Raw genomic sequence first — 24,868 nt, 5'->3', positions numbered from 1 at the left:
TGATTTAAAGTATAACTAGACTAAACTAAAAGTACTAATATAGCCCAATTTTGACAATTAACTAACCAATGAGCCAAAAATGAAAACTAAGAATATAGCGTTGCTTAGCGCAAGCGTTGTGGCCTTTCTAGCTAATACGCCTGTTTCAGCTGAATCTAACCCCTTTAAAATTACAAAATTAGAAAATGGCTATGCTAACCAATCAAGTCAGCTAGTATCATCTTCTATGCACGGCAACAAAAACCCAGAATCTTCTTGTGGTGCATCTCATATGAAAATGAATGATGGTAGGTGTGGTGGCTCAATAGGTATGAGTGATGATAAAAAACAGCAAATGAAAAAACATATGAAAGAAGAAGATAAGGTCAAAGATGAACAAGTTGACAAGAGCAAAGACGAGTAACAAACAGTGTCTTTTAATTCTATTTGGAGTTTTCATATTAGCCTTTGGGGGAACTGTCGCTAATGCAGAGCCCCTGTCCTATCAGGTCAAATACGCTAAAGAATCCAAATTAAAAGCACCTCTTCTCAAAAATATAGAATTATTAATCCAATTACATAAGCATGGAAACTCTATAGGGCGAGTTAGTGTGAAAACCGACAAAAATGGCCGCTTTTTTATTGAGAACGCTATGGGTAAGCATTTAGTCGTCCATATACTCTCAATAAAAAAAGAAAATCAAACAATCCGGTGCAGAGGAATATCCTCAATTAATGATAATCTAATTTTAATCAATTGCTATCCCAAATAAATAATGAGTTTGCACTGATGTTACATTAATCATCAAGTATGAAATCATTATCAATGCCTGTGGTAAAATATACAAATTTACTTACTTTGATAGTATCCCAGTAGAATGTTTTAATTCTATGCAAGAAACACCGATTATTCAATAGCAAATCCTTTAAAGTAAGCACATTGTTGATATCATTATCCTTTTTGAGTGGCTAGCTTTAGCCTGTTTTAAATTGTTTAAAAATATCAAGGATATTTTCCGGAAATAGGGGGTAGCACATAGAGTGAGATTAAAATCTAAATTATGGCTTTCGTTTAAGATTTAAGTAAGATTTAGTCACCGCATACAATAGCGGTAAAATTCCTACAATTATAAATACTAAATCGCCAGGAGTACGCAACCATTCCAGCAGCCTCGCAGTTTCCTGTCCGCCGTACTCCAAACTGCGCGCATGCCAATAACCATTATTTAATACATCATAGAGTTGTAATACACCACCAGGGAATAAACTGAAAACAACCATCATCAATAAACCGATATTTAGTCCCCAAAACGAAATTTTGATGTATTTTTCCAAAGATTCCCATTGCGTATCAGTAGAAACATGCCGCATTGAAAATACTAATAGTGCAACTGCCAACATGCCAAAAACACCCATCATGGCTGCATGACCATGATTGGGAGTGAGCATGGTTCCTATTTCGAAATAACTGACAATCGGCAAATTTATGAGAAATCCAAATACCCCTGCCCCAACAAAATTCCAAGCACCTACAGCCATGATAAAGTAAAACGTCCATTGATGTGGAATGCGTATTGGTTCTCCCGAGGGTAAACGCTCTGCTTCAGTAACTTTCACAAAATCCCATGCATCAAGCGTTAATAAAGTGAGAGGAATTACTTCCATTGCAGAAAAAATGGCAGCAAATGCCATGTTCATTTCACTATGGCCATTGAAATACCAATGATGTCCTGTTCCAATAAGTCCACCACCGAAATACAGAATTGCATCCAAGTAGATGACCCGTACTGCCGTGGTACGAGTGACGACGTTCAAGCCTAACAAAATTGTAGCGACTAATACCGTTACAAAAAATTCGAAAAAACCTTCTACCCACAGATGAATAATCCAAAACCTCCAAGTGTCAACAATTGAAAAATGTGTATTATTATCAAAAAACATTGCCGGCAGATAAAAAAATGGAATGGCTAGTGCAGCTAAAAGAAATAAACGCGATATTTCTCCTAATTCAGGATCTTTGATAACTGGGGCAATATTCCGCAATAATAATACAAACCAAAATACTAGTGCTACAGCTAGCCCTATTTGCCAGGCTCTACCTAACTCAAGATATTCCCATCCTTGCTGACCAAACCAAAACCAATATTTTGACAACCATTGAAATGTACCGGCCCATTCCCCTAATAGACTACCGATTACAACGATAACCAAAGCGAAAAACAGTATGTGAATATAAGCTGCCTGATATTTTTTTTCTTGACCACCTATCTCGCGAGCTAAGAGCAATCCACCTGCAACATATGAGGTTGCTATCCAGAAAATTGCCAGTTGCAAATGCCAAGTACGTACCACATTGCTCGGAAAAATATTAGATAAATCCAATCCAAAAAAGCTCTCTGGCTCCGCTCGATAGTGTGCTGTTAGCCCACCCACCAATGCCTGCAACAAAAACAAAAATACCACCACTACAAAAAATTTGAGGGTTGCCTGTTGGCTGCGGCTTGGATTTCCAACTTTGAAGATAGGAGCAGCTTTATCAGGATTACGTTTCCAACCCAGATAATCAAATTTACCAAATGCCAATAATACAAGTGCTGTACCTCCGAGCAAGGCAATTAGACTCATTGCACTCCAAAATAAAGCTGCACTTGATGGATAGTTGCCAGCTTGGGGGTCATAAGGGAAGTTATTCGTGTATGTGGTTACCTCGCCAGGCCGCTTAGCAACAGATGCCCAAGCAGTCCATGAGAAAAAAGCGACTAAATCCCTTAACTCTTGGTTTGAGTTGATAAAATTATGAGGTAAACCACCATTGCCAGAAGGTGATGTAAAATAATTTGACCACCATTTAATTTGTTGGTTATATGACTTCGTTTCAGCCTCTGTAAAATGTAGAACTTTATTGCTCGGTTCAAATCGATTTTTTTTCAATAACTCTCGAGTTAAAGCATTAACAACCTCCTTTTGTTCTGTTTGAAGCTCCTTAAATGGGACGTTATATTGCTCTTTTGCAATATAATCAGCAACCCCTGAAGTTAAATTATGTAAATATTGTGCTGAAAAATCTGGACCAAGATAAGCACCATGTCCCCATATGCTTCCATTATTCATTAAACCATATTTAAGAAAGATAGACTGACCTGATAAGATATCTGTTTTACCAAAAATAAGTTCCCCTTGAGGATTAATAACTTTTTGCGGTATAGGCGGCGCATCCTGTTGAACTTTATAAGTTAATGATATTAGAACTGAAAACCCTAACAGCATAATTATCAATACCGAGCGACGCCACCAGGGAGAGAGTTGCTCGACTCTGTGATTAGATTGGTTTATTTCTTCCATCTGCCGCTCAAACTCCTTTTTCACATGTATTTGTTTCTAAATCTGAATTAGAGATTGGATTCAGTGTTTATTTCAGTGTGATATATTAGATATCCTTTTTGATCATTGGATCTCAAGCTCAACATATATTACATTTTTCCCTGTATTTTTCAATAGATTATAATTTGCGTACAAACCTGAGTTTTGGATAAATTGATCCTTAAATCAGCTAAAAGGTGTGGGGTAATGGAACGACCTATGCCCCGAAATACCCTGCTTAAGGGAAAGCACTTCCTTTGATTTCACATATTGCATGTATCAAATAAGTGTGCGGTGTCTATTAAAGTCATTATAACTAACTTTTGCAAACTATATTCTTTCCTCTGGTGTTGAAAAAGCTGATAATAATTTATTTAAGAATATATGTCGCGCAATTTATAACCTATGTTACTATTAATTTCATATGCAATTCAATTGCTTATGACTTTACTTAGAAAATGGAATTCAACAACAGTTAGGAGGACAGCACTATGATGTTTTTACTTGATTTAGCTTTTGCAGCTGAGCTCATTGCACTTGCTTTTGGGGTGGGATTTTTAGTGTGGGCTTGTCGTAATAACGGAAGTGGCGTGGGTCTTGCAAGATTCTTTGGGTATCTTATAACCTTACTTGCAATTTTCGCCTTGTTGTGCACAAGTTATTTCGGTATCAATTACTGGGTAAAAGGTTATTTCAAAACCCCCGCTGCTCATATGACTATGATGGACCATAAGATGGTGGACCACCAAAAACATTCAGATATGACAGCACCACAGACACATCAAGACCAATGAGCTAATATTCGTAAATGACTGATTGTGGATGCCAACAGACTGCTACGACAAAAGCCGAACGAAAGACACTAACTATTGCTCTTGTATTAAATGCACTGATGTTTGTGGTAGGACTCACTGCTGGGATTATTGCCCAATCTACGGCGCTTATTGCTGACTCACTTGACATGCTTGCCGACTCTTTTGCATACTCTCTTGGACTAATAGCGGTAGGCCGAACAGCTAAATTAAAGAAAACCATAGCAGTCACTAGCGGAGGATTGTTATGCTTCTTAGGGCTAGGCGTTTTATTTGAAGTAGGACGACGCGCATGGTATGGAAGCTCTCCTGAAAGTAGCCTTATGGTAGTGGTGGCCTGTATGTCACTGATTGTAAACACCATTGTATTGAAACTTCTTAAAAAATTTCGTAATGGAGAAGTGCATCTTCGTGCTACCTGGATATTTACGAGAGCGGATGTAGTTGCCAACATAGGCGTTATTTTTTCTGGAATTTTGGTTTTGTTAACAAAATCACGCTATCCGGATTTGATTGTGGGCTTTGCTATTGGCCTTTATGTTATAAAAGAAGCTTTGGAAATTTTCAAAGAATCTTTAAAGCCTTAAATCTACTTATAGACACATGAAGTTTCAAGAAATACATCTGAGTATCGGCAATAGCACCACATATGAAAGCAGCAACAATCCTTCATTCAAATTCCAAAGTAGAATGTCCGATATGATATCTTTGTATTAATAACTGCTTTATCTCCTTTTTTAACGAAGCGTTATCAAGGTGATTTTCAACAACCACATGCGCTTCAAGCGCGTTTAATTGTTCATTGATTTGCCAAACATGAACGTGGTGCAATTCTTTCACACCACCTAAGCGCTCAACGCCGTCTATTATTTCAGCGATGTCAACATCGTATGGCGCACCTTCCATGAGCAAATGAATGGCTTTAGGAATTTCACGAAGTCCTTGCCATAAAACATAAGCTGAGATGAGAAAAGTGACTACAGCATCCACCCATAACCAATTGTATAGCAGTATTAAAGTACCCGCCACAACCACCCCAACGGAAGCTAATGCATCGGTTAGATTATGCAAAAAAGCAGCCTTTATGTTCATGCTTTTTTTAGATTCCTTATAAGTGAGCATCGCGGTTATTATATCTACTATCAATGCAATGATTGCAATAATGACAACCATCCAACCTGAAATTGGCTTAGGATAAATCAATCTGATAACCGCTTCATACATTAAAAACAAGCCAATAATAATTAAAGTTGTAAAATTAATTAAAGCAGCAACTGTCTCTGCTCGTTGATACCCAAACGTTTTTGATAAATCAGGCTTTTTTTGACCGATTTTTACAGCAAGCAGAGCTAGAAGCAGTGAGGCAGCATCACTGAAATTATGAAGCGCATCAGAAATTAGTGATAAGCTACCGGATATAAGGCCACCAATAATTTGAGCGACAGTCAGCAAAATATTTACAAATGTTGCAATAAACAATCTTTTCTCTTTTGAGGCGGTTATAACCTTTGTGTTGGATTTGTTATTCATGACTTTCTCGATTATATTTTGTGCAAAAATAATGGCAACTGACTGACTCAATTGACGAAAAAATAATTTTTCCTCTTAATGTAAATTAAAATTCTGCAAGATTTCTATAGTTTTTGGATAACCATAGTTAGCCATTTCTTCCAAGGCCTTACGCTCTTCCATATTGTTTTGAGAGATAACTTCATCACACTCAGAACACATAGCTAATGCAAATTGGGCTTGTGGCAAGCCTTGCTTAGCGGCCAAATGAAACCATTTTACCCCTTCTTTGACATTTTTAGTTACTCCTTTGCCTTTATAAAATAACACCCCGATATTATATTGAGCCATAGCGTCTCCCTGTTTTGCAGCATGGGAAAACCACTTCATCGCTTCAATATAATTTTGTACAATAACATTGCCATAACCTGCAGCATACATTGTGCCAAGAGTAACCTGAGCTATTCGATCACCTTTTTCAGCCGCCTTGCGAATCCATATAACCGCCTCATTATGGTTTTGTGGTACGGCTTTACCCATTAAATACATGAGCCCAAGATCTCGCTCTGCATCTCGAAATCCTTGTTTCGCTGATTTATTAATCCATTTGAAAGCCTCGCTCGTATTGTATGAAACACCAAGGCCTAGTTCATACATGACTCCTAGGTTAAATTCAGCAACAGGGTCATTTTTTTCAGCAGCTTTTCGAAACCATTTAAAAGCTTCGTTGTAGTCCTGTGAGCCCCCTATTCCAGTTGCATACAAAATACCAAGGTTGCGCTGCGCAAAAGCTTCACCTTGTTTTGCAGATTTGCGAAACCATTTTGCAGCCTGCTGGTAATTTTGAGAAACACCATGGCCTGTGATATAATCTACACCTCGATCATTCCAATCAGATGGTTTTTTATAGACAAGGATATAATTGTATACCTGTTCTTTAAAACCATTAAATAGCCCTAAATAACTGCCAACACCTAAAAATATTCCAATGAAAATCAATGGTAGCATGCGCATATACATAAAACATACCTTATTATTTAATAGCATATCTGGGATACCAATTATTCTATCTAAAGTAAGAAAATAAACTCTTAGTCAATGATAATTGTTGTTAGAACGATTAAAGCTTCTATTTTTCACCCTGCCAACCACATTTTATTATTTATTTTTATGTTTATGCCTTCCATCGCCACCAAAGTCACCAACGCCATCTTCATAACCACTTTTTGAGTGATTTTCTGTAGAATTCGCTTTTGTACAGGATATAAGGCTACATCCCAATAAAACTAACCCCAAACAGATAATGCTTTTTTTTAACACATTATGATTCATATATATTTCCTTCCAGTTTAAAATTTTGTTGAGAACCCATGGAAAAAGGCAGCCGCAATGATAAGTATCAACAACACAATACCCGTAAATAGCACGGATTTTGTATTCATTGTTTTTTTAAAAATAATGAATACACTAATACTCATTGCCACTAACCCTAAGATAAGCAGCATAATTATCAGCCATGTCTGCATTTTCTAAAATCCCTCTTTTTAATTATTTGTCAAACTTACCTTGTTTCTTCTTTTCAATTGACTTATGCGCCCAATAATATAGTCCCGGCAACACCAGCAAAGTTAAAAATGTTGATGAAAGGATACCGCCAATAACGACAGTTGCCAGTGGCCTTTGCACCTCAGCGCCTGTGCTGGTTGATAAAGCCATGGGCACAAACCCAAGCGATGCGACAAGGGCTGTCATTAACACGGGTCTTAATCTAGCCAATGCTCCTCTAATGATTGAATACACCAGATGATGGCCATGTTTTCTTAAATTGGTAATAAAGGTAATCATCACAAGGCCATTTAATACCGCAATCCCAGATAGGGCAATAAAACCAACACCTGCGGAGATGGACAGAGGTATTCCCCTTATCCATAAGGCAAAAACACCACCAGTCAAAGCCAGTGGAATGCCGCTAAACACCACAATCGTGTCGTGTTTGCTCTGCAAAGCCATAAACAATAATACAAATATTAACAATAACGTCATTGGCACCACCACCATTAACCGGTTAACCGCTGAGGTCATTTGCTCAAATTCACCACCATATTCAATCCAGTATCCTGGGGGTAGAGTAACATTATTTTTTATCTTGGCCTGGATTTCATCAACAAAAGAGCGCAAGTCCCTGTCTCTAACGTTAGTGGAAACAAAAATACGTCGCTTACCGTTTTCTCGACTGATTTGGTTGGGTCCTAATTTTTCATCGAGAGAGGCAACCTCGCTTAGAGGAATAAAATGATTAATACCATCAGCTTTGGGAGGGAGTTTAATAAAAATATTAGACAAAACATTTTTGTCTTTACGTTCTTTATCCTTTAATCGAATCACCAGACCAAAACGCTGATCGCCAAGATAAACGAGTCCGGTTACCCGTCCACTTAAAGCCGTTTCTACCGCATCCTGAACATCCTGCATATTCAAGCCATAAAGTGCTAATTTTTTACGGTCAATACGAATAGTAATGGTAGGCAGACCACTTGCCTGTTCGATTCGGGCATCAGCAGCCCCTTCCACCGGATTAACAACCTTAAAGACATCTTTGGCAAGAGATTGCAGCTTTTCAAGATCGTCCCCATAAATTTTAATCGCTACATCGGCACGAATACCTGAAATGAGCTCATTAAAACGCATCTGTATGGGTTGGGTGAATTCATATTTATTACCTGGTTCTTTTTCAAGCCTTTCTTGAATCTCTTTAATCAGTGCGGTTTTGGACTTATTGGGATTAGGCCATTTTTCCCTTGGTTTTAAAATAACAAAAGTATCTGCAACGTTAGGAGGCATGGGGTCGGTTGCTACCTCAGCGGTTCCAATTTTAGAATAAACCAGTTTGACTTCAGGAAAACGCTCAACAATCTTTTCAACATGTTCTTGCATATCAATGGACTGCGACAAACTGGTTGAGGGAGTTCGTAAAGCTTGTAAAGCGATATCACCCTCATCAAGACTGGGAATAAACTCCCCGCCCATACGCATAGCTAAAAAAAGACTTGCTATGATAAGAGCAGTAGATGTGAAAATAACCCACGCGCGGTATTTAAAACAAAATAATAAAGATGGTTTATATAGGTTTCTGAAAAACAAAACAATGCGGTTGCTCTTTTCACTGATGTTTCCGGATAGAGCAATCGATATTGACGCTGGAACAAAGGTCATGGAAAGAACAATAGAGCCAAGCAAGGCAATGATAACCGTTTGCGCCATAGGCTTAAACATTTTTCCTTCAACGCCCGTTAACGTTAAGATTGGAAAATAAACAATGGTGATAATCAATACCCCAAAAAGACTTGGGCGAATCACTTCATTGGCACTATCTAGTACGGTGTCCAGTCGCTCTTTGACTGAAAGAGTCCTTTTTAGATGATGCTGTTGCCAGGCGAGCTTTTTAATGCAATTTTCTACAATAATAACCGCACCATCAACAATCAAACCAAAATCAAGTGCACCAAGACTCATCAAATTGGCACTAATTTCATATTGCACCATACCAGTAATGGTTATCAGCATGGTGATGGGAATGACTAAAGCAGTAATCAATGCAGCTCTAAAATTACCTAAAAACAAAAAGAGAACTACGATGACTAATAGCGCGCCTTCTGCAAGATTTTTACTGACCGTTTTAATTGTGGCATTCACCAAATTCGTTCGGTTATAAACAGGGACAATTTGAACGCCTTTAGGCAAGGTTTGATTGACTTTTTGTATGGCTTTGTGAATGTCTTGTGCAACAATGCGGCTGTTCTCACCGATAATCATGGAAACCGTACCTATAACTGTTTCTCTACCATCAGCAAGCCCCGCACCTTGGCGTAATTCATGACCAATCCTAACATCAGCAATATCTGAGATATGAACAGGCACACCATCAAAGGTTTTAACAACGACTCTCTCAATATCTTCATTCGTCTTTAATTGCCCTGGTGCACGCATTAAAAATTGCTGACCTTTTTTCTCGATGTACCCAGCACCGACATTGTCGTTGTTTTTTTTAAGTGCCGCCTCAATATCTTGCAATGTCAACCCATAACGAATTAGTTTTGTTAAATCCGGCGATACTTGATACTGCTTGGTATAGCCGCCAATGGCATTCACTTCAGCAACGCCTGGCACATTACGTAATTGCGGGCGGATAACCCAGTCCTGAATGGTGCGAAGCTTCGTTGGGGTATACTTATCAGGCTTATTTGTGGTGAGCTTATACATGTATATTTCACCAAGACCGGTCGAAATAGGCCCCATCATGGGATTCATGCCTTCAGGGAGCTGATTTTTTACCGCTTGTAAACGCTGGGAGATAAGTTGTCTGGCAAAATAAATATCGGTTCCTTCTTTAAAAATAACGGTGACTTGAGACAAACCATAGCGGGATATCGAGCGTGTATAATCAAGCTTTGGCAAACCACTCATAATAATTTCAATGGGATAAGTGATGCGCTGCTCCACTTCTAAGGGTGTATAACCTGGCGCTTCCGTATTAATCTGTACCTGGACGTTGGTGATATCAGGAACTGCATCAATCGGAAGTTTGGTATAATTATAAATACCTAAGCACATGACGATGAAAACGGCAACTAAAATTAACCACCGCTGTTTAATAGAAAACTGTAAAATTCCTTTTAACATACTCTTCCTCTAATGGCTGTGTGAAGCGCTGTCTTTTTCAAGTTCGGCTTTTAAGATAAAGCTGTTTTCCGAAACATACTCATCACCTGCTTTAAGGCCTTTTTTGACTTCAGTATAGTTGTGCCCTTCTAAACCAAATTGACAAACCCTGGGTTCAAATCCTTCTTTGGTCTTGATAAACACCACGTTTTTACCTTCAAAAGTCTGAATGGCAGCATTTTTAACGGCTACTGCCACTTGTTTTTTCTCAATCACTACCCTTGCATTAACGTATAACCCCGGTAACCAGGTTAACGTCTCTGCATTGTTGTCTAGCACGACTCTTGCCATCATGGTTTGACTATGCTCAACGCCTAAAGGCGATACATAATCAATTTGACTGGTTGCCGATTTAGTAGGTTTGCTTTTATCGTAAATCACAACGGCCTGACCCTTTTTAATCAATTCAGCATTCTCCCGATAGACAAATAACTGCACCCAAACGGTTGATAAATCGGCCAGTTGATAAATTGGGCTTCCAGTTTTTACAAACTCACCTGGGTTCGTATTTTTTCTGACAATATAACCTGAAAAAGGGGCTCTCACTTCGTAGGTTTGTAACGTTTGATTGCTTTCAATAGTTGCCAATAATTCGCCTTCGCGCGCTTTGTCGCCCAAAAACTTGGTCATCTTCTTGATAATACCACCGTAGCGAGGATAGATATAAATGGTTTTATTGGCATTGGGGACAATTTTCCCCAGTATATCCCGTGTTACCTCAAGCGTCTGTGGCCCTGCTTTGACTATCTCGATACGATACTGTTTTATGACTTCTTTTGATAAGCTCACTATTTCTTCATCTTGATGGCTTTTATGCTCTTCGTGTTCTTGTTCAGAACAATACCCCGTTGAAATGAAAGCAAGCAACAAAACACTAATCATGGTTCGCATTAACATTAAGACACTCCCTGGCTTAGAAGCCCTGTAATTTTAATCATGGCAATATCACGCTTGGCATGCGCCTGTTGATAATGACGTTCTTCATTAAACAAAAGACGCATGGCATTAAAAAGCTCAACATAAGAGTATAAGCCTTTTTGATATCCCTGTATGGCAAGCGATGATGCTTTTTGAGCATTCGGCAATAGCTCGTTTTTCACCTGGTTTGATTCTTCATTATTCTGCTGTAAATCAAGCCAGGCAGCGGTTAATTGTTGTTTCAGCCACAACTTTGTCGCCCTTAAATTTTGCATCGTCTCGGTATAGGCAGCTTCTGCTGATAATATCTTACCCTGATTGCGGTCATATACCGGCATGACCGAGTTAACAGAGGCTACCAATGCATTCTCATTATCATCAGAAAAATGTCGTCCGCCCAGCTGGAGCTGTATTGTTGGCCAAACGTCCTTTTTAACCGAAGTGATGGCAACGCGCTGGGCTGAAAGTTCGGCTGTTTTTTCTCTGAGAAAAACGCTTTTATTAAGCGTATTATTAATAGACTGTTGTGTGATACCATTGTGTGGCAATCCTTTATCCTGCAGAGCTTTAATGCTCAAAGTGTCCTGACCTGTCATTCTGGCCAATAAGGCATATTGTTTTTTGATATCACGATGAGCTCGGCTTCGTTGAATACGTGCCTCGCCCAACTGGACTAAAGCTAAACGTAAATCAAGCTCTGCACTCACACCTGCTTTTTTTCGGCGTTTAATATCATTGACGATATCTTCGTTTAAACGTACCAGCTTTTTGGTAACCTCATGCCATTGGCTTGCATAATAAGCATTGACATAAGCCTCGCCTACAGCCATATATAATTCGGCTTTTTTGCGTAAGATGGCAGTGCGCATGAACTCATAGCGAGCACCGCTTGCCTTTTGCAGCCAATCTCTTTTACCCCCCAAAGGTATTGGTTGATTTAAAGATAGTGTGGTCTCAGCTGATTCAAACCCTTTAAAAGAACCAGATCCCCCAATATTTTCAGTCTCCAACATTAAGGATGGATTTAGCCATAAGCCATCCTGGATAAATTGTCCTCGTGCTTTTTCTGCCTGTTGAATCTGAGCTTGTAATTCTGGATTGTTTTGATAAGTCAGCTTTAATGCCTCCTGAAAAGAAAACAGTCCTTGTGCCAATACCCGACTTGCAATTAAGGCAATCCAGATAAAAATAATCAAGCGTATATACTTTGCCACCATTTGTTTTTTTACTCTTAGTTTTTTGATTTTATTTGATATTACTTTAAATCTAACAGATTAAGGTTGTGATGTCATTGGCAATATAATAAGCTATGTAGATAGCTTTAGTCGTGATGAGGGTTCGCCGAGCCAGAAATCAAAATAGGAATAGCCTTTATATAAACAAGCTCTCCTAAAAGCTCTGTCATCGTTTGAGTAACAATGACAGCTGCGGCAATCGATGCTTTGGTTTCATCAGCAAGACTTAAAGCAAGCGGCAAGACAACCAAGGAATTTCTTGTCGCCGCACTAAAGCATACTGTTCGAGCTTGTTTAACGCGGAGTTTAAAGACTCGTCCAGCCATCCATCCCAGCATTCCCGCGACAATCATATAGAAAAAATACAGCGGGATTAATCCGATGATTGTCCAACCATGGCTATAGGCTCTATTAATCTCTGATTGAGCAACTAAAAATAAAACGGCACCCATCATTGGAACAGGCAGCCGTGCTGTAAAATTAAGATAGCTTTTGCCTATTTTCGATTTTTTTGCACACCATTCGGATAAAATTGCTAAAGCCAGAGGGATAAGAATTAACCATAAAAAAGAGGCGATAAATGGTTTAATATCGATTAAATCAACCATATCTTTTCCCATAAACCACCATAAATAAAAAGGAAGCAACAAGATTTGCGCCAGCAACAGCAATGGCGTGCTGGCCAGCATCAGTTTCTCATCACCTCTGCCTGCCTTTGTGAAAAAAATGACATAATCAACGCAAGGGGTTAACAAGACCAAATAAATACCAAAGCGAATAGATTCTGAGTCGGGTAAAAAACGGGATGCTCCTGCAATGAAGAGAGGTATTAAGATAAAATTGACGGTCATGAGCGCAAGTAAAAAGCGTTTTTGTTGAAACCCGTCAAGCAACTGTTTAAATGGAATTTGGCAAAACATGGTGTATAGCAATACTGCAATTGCAGGTTCCAGAAGCTTTTCCAATGGGGAGGTTTGATTGGTCGATATCAAGCCTAAAGCAAGGCCAACCCCAAAACATAGTAAATAAATTTTGATTTGATGTTTTTCTAGTTTTTCTAACATGGAATCATCTGTTATGTTTGTAATCCAAGAAAGTTTAATCTGCTAGTTTTTAACGTCATCATTGTATCATTATTTAATTAAGCGAATTAATTCATTTGATTTATGTATTTTTATAAAAACAAATTTCTGGGGCGCCACTGGGGCAAAACTTTAAAATTTTGGGGCTTTTTTGGGGCTTTTTGTAGCCAATAGCAGACCATGAAATACAACATAAAAGCATTGGAAGGACCGCGGAACCCATTGATTTTAATGGGTTTGTGATGGTCTTTGGTGGTCAGGAGTGGTTTAGGTAATTGGTGGAGGCGGCGGGAATTGAACCCGCGTCCGCAAATCCTCTGCCTTCAGCTCTACATGCTTAGCCATGTCTATTGATTTAACTGCTTCCCCTCCGACAGGCAGGATGGTCGGCAGCGATTCCCTGAATTTCGCATTCCGGTACGGGATGGACCGAAACACTAGCTTGTCTTCTATGACCGTTGAGTCGATACCGGCAAGCAAGCTCGGTCAACGGGGCGCTGGTTTTATGGCAGCGCACGGTGCGGTTACACTATCAAAGCTTACGCAGCGATAGCTTCACCTGCAAAGTTTTCATCGTTTGCATTTATGTTTATTGAGTCTGATTTACGAGAGATCTCATTCTCGGCATGCACTTCAGGTTTCGCAACCCGCGTCGAAGCCAGGTCGCCCCCATTTCGGTACACTATAATTATAACACAAACCCTCTTGGGTAACATCCATGCCGCCATTAAATAATCATGCGCTCATGGTTCTATACCATTATGTACTAACAATGCGTCGATTCTGGCATCGCGGCCCCGGAATGCGTGAAACGCCTCGCGCGCGTTTTTTGAACCGCCTGCCTCAAGAATATTGCTGAGAAAGCTTCGCCCCGTATTCTCATTGAATATCCCTTCTTCCTCAAAACGGGAAAAAGCATCGCTGGACAACACTTCCGCCCATTTGTAGCTGTAATAACCGGCGGCGTATCCACCCGCAAAGATGTGGGAAAAACTGTGTTGAAACCGGTTGTAGGGAACCATGGGAATCACGGAGGTTTTACGACGCACATCCGCCAGAACGGAAGCTACAAAATCCTGTTGCTGCGCGGAAAACTCCTTGTGAATACGAAAATCGAACAAGGCAAACTCAAGCTGGCGCATCATGGCCATGGCCGATTGAAAATTTTTCCCGGCCAGTAATTTGTTGTACAACTCGTCAGGCAAGGATTCATTGGTATCGACATGGCGGGTTAACAATTGCAAGGCGCTCTTTTCCCAGCACCAGTTCTCAAAAAACTGGCTGGGTAATTCCACGGCGTCCCATTCCACGCCATTAATGCCCGATGCTCCCAGATAGTCCACACGGGTCAGCAAATGATGAAGGCAGTGGCCAAATTCGTGAAATAGCGTCAACACTTCATCGTGTGACAACGTAGCAATTTTTTTCCCGCTCGGCTTGGCAAAATTACAGGTCAGCGTCGCAATCGGTAATTGCGTATGGCCATCGGCGAGACGGCGGCGTCCACGCAGCGAATCCATCCAGGCACCGCCTCGTTTTTGCTGCCGGGCATACAAATCGACGTAGACATAACCCCGGGGTTGTTCCATTTCATCAAGCACTGTGTAACACTTGACGTCCGTATGCCAGACATCCACCCCTTTTTCTTCGACAAGCCGTACTCCGTACAAACGATGCACGATGGTAAATAAACCCTGCATGACCGTATCTTCCGGAAAATACGGCCTTAACTCTTCCTGCGACAAATCAAATCGAGCCTTGCGCATTTTTTCAGACGCGTAGGCGATGTCCCAGGGTGCCAGCTCTTGCAGTCCAAGTTCATCAGAGGCGAAATCCTGCAGGGCCTGAAATTCGCGTATGGCCTGATCATGCGATCGACTGGCCAGATCCTCCAAAAATTCAATGACCTGGGGAGCCGATTCGGCCATTTTTGCAACCAGTGATAAATCCGCATAACTCGCATACCCCAGCAAATGCGCTTTTTCATGCCGCAACGCCAGAATGTCATCAATGATCGTGGAATTATCAAACTCTCCGGCGTTAGGGCCCTGATCCGACGCCCTGGTCACATAGGCCGAATAAAATTGTTCCCGCAACCGGCGATCCTCGGCATAGGTCACCACAGCGAGATAACAGGGAAATTCCAGGTTCAGAATCCATCCTTCCCTGTTTTTTTCTTTGGCCAGTTCCGCCGCCGCATGGCGCGCATGCTCAGGCAATCCCCTGATTTGATCCTCGTTTGTGATATGCAGGGTAAATGCCTGGCCGGCATCCAGTACGTTGTTATCAAACTGGTTGGATAAATCAGCCAGCTGCGTCTGAATCATCTCGTAACGATGCTTCTTTTCAGGAGGCAGAGCCACACCGGATAATTCAAAATCACGCAAGGCATCCTGGACAATTTTTTGTTGCGCGTTATCCAGTTTCGTCGTATCAAGCGAATGAATAGCGTCGTAGAGACGTTGATTATGTCCAATCGCTGCGTCATAAGCAGCTAGTTTGGGCAGACAGGCTTGATAGCAGGCACGAAGCTCCCGGGAATTGACCACGGCGTGCAAATGGGCAAGCGGCGACCAGAATTGCTCCAGCTCGTCATCCATATCTTCCAGGGGACGCATCAGATTGTCCCAGCCAAATGTCTGCGAGCCGGAAAGGCAATCGGCAATTTGCTGTAAATGCCGTTGCAACATGGCATCCAGGCGTTCAACATAAGTTTTTGCATCAACGGATGAAAAGTGAGGTAGGTAACTGACTGACATAATTCTCTCTGTGCGGCAAATGGGTCATCATAACACTGAAAAGCGCTTTGCTCTATGACACCTAGCATCAAATATCAGCCAGCAAATCAAAACCTCGCAGACACACTCTCAAACGAAGACGACGGACTTATGTTGACGGTTCCACTTTTCTTTACAGCCTTTTTACTATCCCTTTCCGGCAAGGATTTTCTGGTAAAAAAACCGACGTCCGATAGTGATTTCGATGGCTTGCAAAGACTCGCCAGCGTGTCGATTCTGTCATTCGGTTTTTGTTTCTCCAGATACTTGAAAGCGAGATAGGCGGCCAGCGTAACCGTAACCAGGATGGATGCCGCTATTAAAGGCACAATCGGATTAAACGCCAGCGAAGGTATGGTCAGGACCATACCGACAAACAAGGCAGAGGTTACCACCACACTAAGCGTCAGACGACGTTGTTCGTAGTAAATACGTGCTTGTAAATGATTAAGATACCCTTGTATATCGCAACCGTCTTCCGTAGCGCCCGACTCTTCTTCCAGATCAGCGTATTCCCGCCGCAGTTGATACAACCGCCGAAGCTCGATGTAAGCTCGCAGGCCTGCCAGGGCAATATCAAAGGCAAACAGGCCAATATTGAGATACATGCCTGCCGGCGCCAATGTTCCCGTCAGAACAAAACAGGTCAGTAAACCTCCGGCAACCCACGCCGAATCATTACCAACATCAAACCAGTGCCTTTGTATATAAAGATAAAGACGGGTCGGGCAACCCAGCTCCTGTTCTTTTTTATGCATCCAGCAGAGGGGCGCCAGGTGTTTGATCAGCAAACCGGTATTGTCCACAAGGCGAGGAAGATAAAAAAGCCAGGCTACGTAGGACAGGGCAGGGGTAATAATGTCACTCATCTGTCGAATGAAGACAGCATACCCTTCAACGCTTTTTAATATTGGCGTCAACGCTTCCATCAGCCGCTTGGATCGAACTATGAAAAGTCTTGGCCAGTTCGCTTTTGCCGTTGTGTTACGAATTCGCTGCGACAACGTATCCGGCTGCATGGAAATATTCGTTTTGCGGCCAAACCGGAAACCGTTTTGCCGCAACAAATTGCGCCAGATGATCTGATCCTGAGAATACCGTCTTTGCTCTCTGGGTACGGCCAGATAATACCGATACAAATACTCCAGCAATTCGGCCATCATCAAAGCACAGGCAATTTGCTCGGTTAATTCGCCCAAGCGAACTCCTTTAACCATCAATTCACTGTTCAATTGCGCACACAGAGTCTGGTATTCAATAGTCAGAGACAAATGATTTTTAGCAAGGGGACGAAAAAAATCCGTATTCTTCTGGTTTAAAAATTGACTATACTGCCACGTTGTTTTTGAGGAATCACCAATATCCGGTAATGGAGGCATTCCAGCCACAATGCCTTGTAACCTTTTCAGATAGACTGCCATAAAACCTTGTTATAATTATTTGCTCGACAATTTATATAAAAAATCATCATAAAGTCAAACATTGGTATTTTATGACCATAATATTGCTTTAAAGTTTAAAAATTTCTTCTCCTGGTCCAGGTTTCCATTTTTTGTGGTAATTCCGTTAGTGACGAAGGAAGTACGTCATTACTTGCTTTCCTTTTACCGTAACAACTAGTTTTATACGGTGAGATAACAAGGCAATTTAGCGCAATTACCTCCTGCCAACTTGCTGATTCATGTCTTCTGAGCGACAATACGGCCACTTCGTTCAATGTTTAAAGAGTTTGTATGAGTTTTTCTAACGAATTAGCCAATGCCGTCCGCTTTTTGAGTATCGACGCGGTCGAACAAGCCCAATCAGGTCATCCGGGCATGCCTTTGGGAATGGCCGATATTGCGACCGTTCTGTGGCAAAAATTCCTGAAACACAACCCGGCCAATCCTCACTGGTTTGACAGGGATCGTTTTGTATTATCGAACGGTCATGGCTCCATGTTGCAATATGCCCTGTTGCATTTGACCGGTTATAAACTCAGCATTGATGAACTGAAACGTTTCCGGCAATTATATTCCAAAACACCCGGCCATCCGGAATATGGGGATACCCCGGGTGTTGAAACCACCACCGGCCCTCTGGGCCAGGGTCTGGCCAACGCGGTTGGCATGGCCATTGCCGAAAAGAGTCTGGCGGCCCGATTTAACCGCCCTGGTCAGGAATTGGTCAATCACTATACCTACGCTTTTGCCGGCGACGGGTGTCTGATGGAAGGCGTATCTCATGAAGTCTGCTCCCTGGCGGGGACTTTGGGGTTAGGCAAGCTGATTGTTTTTTATGACGACAACGGCATCTCCATCGACGGCAAGGTGGAACAATGGTTCCGCGATAATACTGCCGAACGGTTCAACGCCTATCACTGGCAGGTCATAGGGCCAATAGACGGGCATGATGAAAAAGCCATAGAACAAGCCATAATGGAAGCCCAAGCGGAATCCGGCAAACCAACCCTTATCATCTGCAAAACAATCATCGGTTATGGCACGCCTGTCGCCGGAAGTGAAAAATCCCATGGCGCGCCTCTCGGTGCCGAGGGCGTGGCTCAGGCCAGAAACACATTTCATTGGCCGCACGCCCCTTTTGTTATTCCTGATCATATTTACGCCGCCTGGGATCGCAAGGAACAAGGGCTGCGTGAGGAAGATGACTGGATTGCGAGATGCCGAATTTATCAGCAAGAGTTCGAGCAGGATTATTATCAGTTTTTACGCCGTATAAACGGTGATCTGCCGGATAACTGGGAAGCCGAATCCACGTCTTTTATTGAACAATGCCGTCTTAACGACAAAGCTCTGGCAACCCGGAAATCCTCGCAGCAATGTCTGGAAGAATATGCGAAATTACTACCCGAACTGTTAGGCGGCTCAGCCGATTTAACCGGTTCAAACAACACCAACTGGTCCGGAAGCGAGGCAATTTCCGCACAACGGCCCAACGGAAATTATCTCTATTACGGGGTCAGGGAATTCGGCATGGCCGCCATTATGAACGGCCTGGCTCTGCATGGCGGTTTCATCCCGTACGGCGGCACGTTTCTGGTCTTTTCCGATTACGCCCGCAACGCCATCCGCCTGTCGGCCCTCATGAAGCAGCGGGTTATTTATGTGTTTAGCCACGACTCGATTGGCCTTGGCGAAGACGGCCCTACCCATCAGCCTGTTGAACATGCGGCCATACTTCGTATGACTCCGAATATGCAAGTCTGGCGACCTGCTGATTTAATGGAAACTGCGGTTGCCTGGCAACAGGCCATTAGCCGTCATCAAGGTCCTTCTTCCCTGTTGTTATCTCGCCAGAATTTGCCGGCTCTGACTCATACCCCCTCTTCCCGGGAACTCATTGCCAAAGGCGGCTATATCCTTATTGATTGCGGTGAAAAACCTGAGGCTATAATTATAGCAACAGGTTCGGAAGTACAACTCGCTGTTGCTGTCGCCAATCAGGCCAATGCTTCCGGTCAGCGTGTCCGGGTGGTGTCCATGCCATGTTGCGAACGATTTCTTGACCAGGACGCGTCTTACAGAGAACACGTATTACCGGACACCGTACGAAAACGTCTTGCCATTGAAGCGGCGAGCAGCGCCTACTGGTATCGGTTTGTTGGTCTTGACGGTCTGGTACTGGGGCTTGATCGCTTTGGCGTATCGGCTCCGGCAAAAGATGCTTTCGCTTATTTAGGCTTCACGGTTGATAAATTAATGGGCGCATTAAATACTTTATTAAAATCCGACTCAAAATAAAGAGTCCAGGTAATTTGGAGAAGTAGTATGACGATAAGAGTCGCAATAAACGGTTATGGCCGCATCGGCCGCTGTATATTACGTGCTATCTATGAATATCAGCGGCAACAGGAATTTAACGTGGTCGCTATCAATGACTTGTCAGGCATTGAAACCACTGCCCATCTGACACGCTATGACTCAACGCACGGCCGTTTCGGCAGTGAGGTTGCCATAGACGGTGATAAATTGCTGGTCGATGGCCATCCTGTCCAGATCATTGCCGAGCGAGATCCTAAATTATTACCCTGGCGGGATTTGGACATTGACATTGTGTTTGAATGCACCGGCCGCTTCACCAGCCGCGAAGGAGCCATGCAGCATATCGCCGCAGGCGCCAAAAAAGTACTGATTTCGGCTCCGGGTAAAAACGCGGACGCTACTATCGTTTACGGGGTGAATCACCATACCTTACAGGCCACCGACATCATTGTGTCTAACGCGTCATGCACCACAAACTGTCTGGCTCCAATTGCCAGGCCGTTGCACGAGGCGCTGGGAATCGAACACGGCCTGGTCAATACCGTTCATGCCTATACCAAGGATCAGATGTTACTGGACGGCAGCCATAGTGATTTACGACGAGCACGCTCGGCGACCCAGTCCATTATCCCGACCAAAACGGGCGCGGCAGCAGCAGTTGGTCTGGTTCTCCCGGAGCTGGCCGGCAAGCTGGATGGTTTCGCCATGCGGGTACCTACTCTGAATGTTTCGATTGTGGATTTGACGTTTACCTCAAAACGTGACACAACCGTTGCCGAGGTGAACGATATTATGCGGCAAGCCAAAAGCGATGTGTTACATATCAACGATGCCCTGTTGGTTTCCTGCGACTATAATCATTACCCCGCTTCCGCCGTGTTTGATACCACCCAAACCAAAGTGCTTGGCAATCTGGTCAAGGTGGCGGCATGGTATGATAATGAATGGGGTTTTTCCAACCGTATGCTGGATACGGCAAGCTGCATGATGAATCGCTAAGGACACACTCATGAATTTAATCAAAATGAGCGAATTGAATCTGTGTGATAAACGTATTCTTATTCGCGAAGATTTGAATGTACCGATCAAAGACGGAATAATAACCAGTGATCAGCGCTTGCAAGCAGCTCTTCCTACCTTACAGGCCGCTCTTGATACGGGTGCTGCCGTCATCGTATTGTCTCATTTAGGGCGACCGGAAGAGGGAAAATTTGAAAAACGTTTTTCCTTGCAACCGGTAGCGGACTATCTGAGAGAACATCTTGATTACCCGGTTCGGTTTGCCAGCGATTATCTCGATGGCGTTGATATAAAACCGGGTGAACTGGTGTTGTGCGAAAATGTCCGTTTTAATGTCGGTGAAACTAAAAATGACACCACTCTGGCCAAAAAACTGGCCGCACTCTGTGATATTTTTGTCATGGATGCCTTCGGAACCGCCCACCGGGCACAGGCTTCAACGTATGGCGTGGCTGAGTATGCCCCCATCGCCGCAGCCGGGCCGCTTCTTGTTCGAGAACTGGACGCTCTGCAACACGTCCTGAAAGAACCGGAAAAACCTATAATAGCCATCGTAGGAGGCGCCAAAGTTTCGACGAAACTAACTTTGCTTCGCCAATTAGTCGGCATGGTCGACTACCTAATCCCTGGTGGCGGCATTGCCAATACGTTTTTAAAAGCGCATGGTTTTGAAATTGGCGGTTCGCTTTGTGAAAATGAGCTGCTGGATGAGGCGCGAGCCATTATGAAACTGGCCGGGGAAAAAGGCTGTCAAATCCCTTTACCCACCGATGTGGTCGTTGGCAAAACCTTTACCGAAAGTTGTCCGGCTTTTAACAAGTCTCTGGGCAGTGTGGCCGGCGATGACATGATTATGGATATTGGCCCTGTCACCGTCGGTGATTACGAGGATATCATTGATCAGGCAAAAACCATCATATGGAACGGACCGTTAGGTGTTTTTGAATTTCCGCAATTTGCCTATGGAACCAGAGCCATAGCCATTGCCATTGCAAACAGTGACGCCTTCTCGATCGCAGGCGGAGGAGATACGCTCGCGGCCATTGATCAGTATGATCTCACCCAGCAAATCTCCTACATATCCACTGGAGGTGGCGCGTTTCTTGAATGTCTGGAAGGTAAAACGCTACCCGCCGTAGCTATTCTGGAAAAACGCGCCCATGACAAGACGCCGCACTAAAATTGTTGCCACACTGGGACCCGCCTGCAGTCAACCGGACGTACTGCGTCCAATGATTGCCGCGGGTGTCGATGTATTGCGAATTAATTTTTCGCACGCGGACCAAACAGTACTTGCGACCATCAAACAAGCCAAAGCGATAGCAGCGGAACTGCAGCGGCCCCTGGCCATTATGGCTGATTTACAAGGTCCCAAATTACGGATTGGCCGCTTTGAAAACAATCAAATCACTCTGAACAACGATCAATTATTTATTCTGGATTGCGCAACGAATAACCCGGGTAATAATCAACGTGTCGGTGTCGCCTACACCAATCTCTGTTATGAAGTGCATCCCGGCGACATCCTGCTTCTAGACGACGGGATGATTGAGTTGGAAGTTCAAAACGTCATGCCACCGCAGATCCACTGCCGGGTCATCGAAGGCGGTATTTTAAAAAACAACAAGGGACTTAATCGGCGAGGCGGTGGGCTTGCAGCCGGCGCTCTGACCGAAAAAGACAAACAGGATATACAAATCGCAGCCAGCATCCACGTGGATTACCTGACGCTCTCTTTCGTAAAGAACCAACAGGACATTCTGGAAGCAAAACAATTACTCAAAGAGTTCGGCGCACCGGATATTCCCATTATTGCCAAAATTGAACGCACGGAAGCCGTACATCACCTGATTGAAATCATTAACGCAACGGAGGCCATCATGGTTGCCCGCGGCGATCTGGGGGTGGAAGTAGGCGCGGCGGAAGTACCCGCACTTCAAAAACGCATTATCGAGCAGGGCAGACGGCTGGACAAAGTTATCATTACCGCGACTCAGATGATGGAATCCATGATTACAAATCCGCAGCCCACCCGCGCCGAAGTATCCGATGTGGCTAACGCGATCCTGGACGGTACGGATGCTGTGATGTTGTCCGCTGAAACCGCCTCCGGACATTTTCCGGTTAAAGTCGTTGAGATGATGGATAAAATATGTCTGAGTGCGGAAAAACACGCTTCGTTTCTTTATCACATTGAAAAAGATGCCTGTCATTATCATCACGCGGATCAAGCCATTGCCATGGCAACCATGCACGCCGCCAACCATTTTCCCATCAAAGCCATCATCGCCCTGACAGAATCAGGAGCGAGTGCCGTCTGGATGTCACGCCAGCATAGCAACGTCCCTATTTACGCCATCACGGCGAATGAACGTACCGTTGCCAGACTGAGCCTGGTCAATAATGTATTCCCTGTATTCCTGGATTACCGCGCCATTCCGATTGAGCAAATCAATGACTGGGTGATTGAACAATTACGGAACAACGGGATGCTGCATGGTAAAATGTATGTGTTACTTACCCGCGGTCGCATCATCGGAGAGCCCGGAGGCACAAACAGCATGGAAATTATTCAGTTACCAGCCTAGTACAGTGTTTCACTGAAGTTGTCTTGCTAGTTTGTTATTGCTGCGACAGCGGAGCAAGTCGTAGGTCGGGCGAGGCGCCCGACCTACCTCTTCTGTACCGTTGGCAACAGGACAGAATCAGTGAAACGTTGCACTAGGGCGTGTCCTCATTCTGTTTCGCGAGCTAAAAGTTGGGATAATTTAGCGTAAATTGCAGATTGAATGAGGACACACCCTAGGACATCATCCTGTAGCCCGTCATGAAGGCGAAGCCGAAATGCGGGATAACGTTCACTTAGGCGCTCACCTGTTCTCCTGCTGCAATATTGAACCACGAAACCCGCAATACGGCCGCAGGCCTCCTTACGGGCTACCTTCTTATGTAAAATCTAGGTCGTTTCCTTTTGCTTCTCGTCACGACGTGACAGACCCAATTTTTCCTTCAAACGGGCAATCGCTTCCGGATCATAGGATTTGGAAGTCCTGTGTTTGATAACGGTCGGAGTACGATTATTAATTTGGGTTGCAGCACTTTGCATAGAACTAAACGCAGGCGGACGGTCAGGAAAACCCGTATTATATTCCATCGTTGACGAACATTCCTGCTTCTGGCCAGCCATCCGATTAAACCGGTCTTCTCCTTGTGAAGGAGCCTGTTTCGCCGGTTGTTCCTGGCGAGCGTTACGCAAACTCTTTTCTATACGCCGTTTGATTTTAACGGCAGCACGTTCTGCTTCCTCGTCTGTCACGGCATTCACCGGATCACCTTGCAAGTCAACGCGGATTTCCCGAGCCTTCAGGCATGCCAGATAATCCAGACGACGCGTAAAAATGACTACCGCCTCTCGCAACTTGGCTTTGGATATACCGGCGTCCTCCGCCTGCGTGGCATACTCCAGAATGTCAGCCATAATGCCTTTTTTCAGCGGTCTGATTCTAATGGAATTATCAAAAGCCTGCGGGAAGGTGGCGGCAAGCCAGGAAAGTGCGTCATGGCGTGCTTTGCGGGCTTTGTTTTTTTGTGTTTTATTAATTACTGCTGTACGAGGATGAAGCTCTTGTCTTCTTCTCATGCTATAACCTTGTTATGACGATGGGCGACATTGATGGCAAATACGGCGGTGCCTTG

The 24,868-nt window shown here is 43.4% G+C and carries 18 protein-coding genes and 1 other RNA gene; 7 read left to right on the top strand and 12 right to left on the bottom strand.

The window, feature by feature from the left end; all coding sequences use genetic code 11:
* The first annotated feature begins 79 nt into the window (after positions 1–79).
* Positions 80–403: a hypothetical protein gene (locus tag CKW05_RS00915; protein ID WP_058483968.1), complete on the top strand. Its 324-nt coding sequence runs from the start codon at positions 80–82 to the stop codon at positions 401–403.
* 635 nt (positions 404–1,038) lie between these two features.
* Here the strand turns inward: CKW05_RS00915 and CKW05_RS00905 are convergent.
* Positions 1,039–3,321 (bottom strand): nitric-oxide reductase large subunit, encoded by a 2,283-nt coding sequence (locus tag CKW05_RS00905; RefSeq protein WP_058483970.1) that lies wholly within the window; start codon positions 3,319–3,321, stop codon positions 1,039–1,041.
* Between the two features lie 509 nt (positions 3,322–3,830).
* Here CKW05_RS00905 and CKW05_RS00900 point away from each other — a divergent pair.
* Complete coding sequence (locus tag CKW05_RS00900; RefSeq protein WP_058483971.1) at positions 3,831–4,133, top strand: hypothetical protein; 303 nt, start codon at positions 3,831–3,833, stop codon at positions 4,131–4,133.
* Positions 4,134–4,147: 14 nt separating this feature from the next.
* Positions 4,148–4,738, top strand: a complete 591-nt coding sequence (locus CKW05_RS00895; protein WP_058483972.1) for a cation transporter — start codon at positions 4,148–4,150, stop codon at positions 4,736–4,738.
* An 82-nt stretch (positions 4,739–4,820) separates the two neighbouring features.
* Here the strand turns inward: CKW05_RS00895 and CKW05_RS00890 are convergent, their stop codons facing one another.
* The 10 genes from CKW05_RS00890 to CKW05_RS00850 all read right to left on the bottom strand — a co-directional run bounded on the left by CKW05_RS00890 (position 4,821) and on the right by CKW05_RS00850 (position 17,812).
* Positions 4,821–5,681, bottom strand: a complete 861-nt coding sequence (locus CKW05_RS00890) for a cation diffusion facilitator family transporter (protein ID WP_058484041.1) — start codon at positions 5,679–5,681, stop codon at positions 4,821–4,823.
* Positions 5,682–5,756: 75 nt separating this feature from the next.
* Positions 5,757–6,680: a tetratricopeptide repeat protein gene (locus CKW05_RS00885; protein ID WP_058483973.1), complete on the bottom strand. Its 924-nt coding sequence runs from the start codon at positions 6,678–6,680 to the stop codon at positions 5,757–5,759.
* Between the two features lie 138 nt (positions 6,681–6,818).
* On the bottom strand, positions 6,819–6,992 hold the full coding sequence (locus CKW05_RS15410) for a hypothetical protein (RefSeq protein ID WP_165481198.1): 174 nt from the start codon (positions 6,990–6,992) through the stop codon (positions 6,819–6,821).
* Positions 6,993–7,208: 216 nt separating this feature from the next.
* On the bottom strand, positions 7,209–10,340 hold the full coding sequence (locus CKW05_RS00880) for an efflux RND transporter permease subunit (RefSeq protein ID WP_058483974.1): 3,132 nt from the start codon (positions 10,338–10,340) through the stop codon (positions 7,209–7,211).
* Positions 10,341–10,349: 9 nt separating this feature from the next.
* A complete protein-coding gene (locus CKW05_RS00875) occupies positions 10,350–11,276 on the bottom strand; it encodes an efflux RND transporter periplasmic adaptor subunit (protein ID WP_058483975.1) in 927 nt (308 codons plus the stop codon).
* Entirely contained in the window at positions 11,276–12,493 is a 1,218-nt protein-coding gene (locus CKW05_RS00870; RefSeq protein WP_331712931.1) for a TolC family protein, read from the bottom strand. Before CKW05_RS00870 ends, CKW05_RS00875 begins: the two co-directional genes overlap by 1 nt.
* A gap of 125 nt (positions 12,494–12,618) precedes the next feature.
* Positions 12,619–13,596: an arsenic resistance protein gene (locus CKW05_RS00865; RefSeq protein WP_058483977.1), complete on the bottom strand. Its 978-nt coding sequence runs from the start codon at positions 13,594–13,596 to the stop codon at positions 12,619–12,621.
* A 294-nt stretch (positions 13,597–13,890) separates the two neighbouring features.
* Positions 13,891–14,285: a transfer-messenger RNA gene (gene ssrA, locus CKW05_RS00860) on the bottom strand.
* Positions 14,286–14,357: 72 nt separating this feature from the next.
* On the bottom strand, positions 14,358–16,373 hold the full coding sequence (locus CKW05_RS00855; protein WP_058483979.1) for a M3 family metallopeptidase: 2,016 nt from the start codon (positions 16,371–16,373) through the stop codon (positions 14,358–14,360).
* 86 nt (positions 16,374–16,459) lie between these two features.
* A complete protein-coding gene (locus CKW05_RS00850; protein ID WP_058483980.1) occupies positions 16,460–17,812 on the bottom strand; it encodes a hypothetical protein in 1,353 nt (450 codons plus the stop codon).
* Positions 17,813–18,124: 312 nt separating this feature from the next.
* Here CKW05_RS00850 and tkt point away from each other — a divergent pair, with 312 nt between their 5' ends.
* Genes tkt through pyk form a run of 4 tightly spaced genes read left to right on the top strand, consistent with a single transcriptional unit; the run spans position 18,125 to position 23,760 of the window.
* The gene (gene tkt / locus CKW05_RS00845; RefSeq protein WP_058483981.1) at positions 18,125–20,131 is read left to right on the top strand and encodes a transketolase; all 2,007 of its coding nucleotides are present in this window, start codon (positions 18,125–18,127) and stop codon (positions 20,129–20,131) included.
* A gap of 27 nt (positions 20,132–20,158) precedes the next feature.
* Positions 20,159–21,151: a type I glyceraldehyde-3-phosphate dehydrogenase gene (gene gap / locus CKW05_RS00840; protein WP_058483982.1), complete on the top strand. Its 993-nt coding sequence runs from the start codon at positions 20,159–20,161 to the stop codon at positions 21,149–21,151.
* A 10-nt stretch (positions 21,152–21,161) separates the two neighbouring features.
* Positions 21,162–22,352, top strand: coding sequence for a phosphoglycerate kinase (locus CKW05_RS00835; RefSeq protein WP_058483983.1), 1,191 nt, complete (start codon positions 21,162–21,164; stop codon positions 22,350–22,352).
* Positions 22,333–23,760 carry a pyruvate kinase gene (gene pyk, locus CKW05_RS00830; protein WP_058483984.1) on the top strand — a complete coding sequence of 476 codons (1,428 nt, stop codon included), beginning with the start codon at positions 22,333–22,335 and terminating at the stop codon, positions 23,758–23,760. The genes CKW05_RS00835 and pyk overlap by 20 nt, the downstream gene beginning before the upstream one ends.
* 368 nt (positions 23,761–24,128) lie before the next feature.
* Here the strand turns inward: pyk and CKW05_RS00825 are convergent, their stop codons facing one another.
* Entirely contained in the window at positions 24,129–24,812 is a 684-nt protein-coding gene (locus CKW05_RS00825; RefSeq protein WP_058483985.1) for a ProQ/FinO family protein, read from the bottom strand.
* Between the last annotated feature and the right edge of the window lie 56 nt (positions 24,813–24,868).

It is taken from the genome of Legionella spiritensis, assembly GCF_900186965.1.
Lineage (GTDB): Bacteria > Pseudomonadota > Gammaproteobacteria > Legionellales > Legionellaceae > Legionella_C > Legionella_C spiritensis.
Note: the sequence above shows the minus strand (reverse complement) of the source record. Positions and strands in the feature narration are given on the sequence as shown.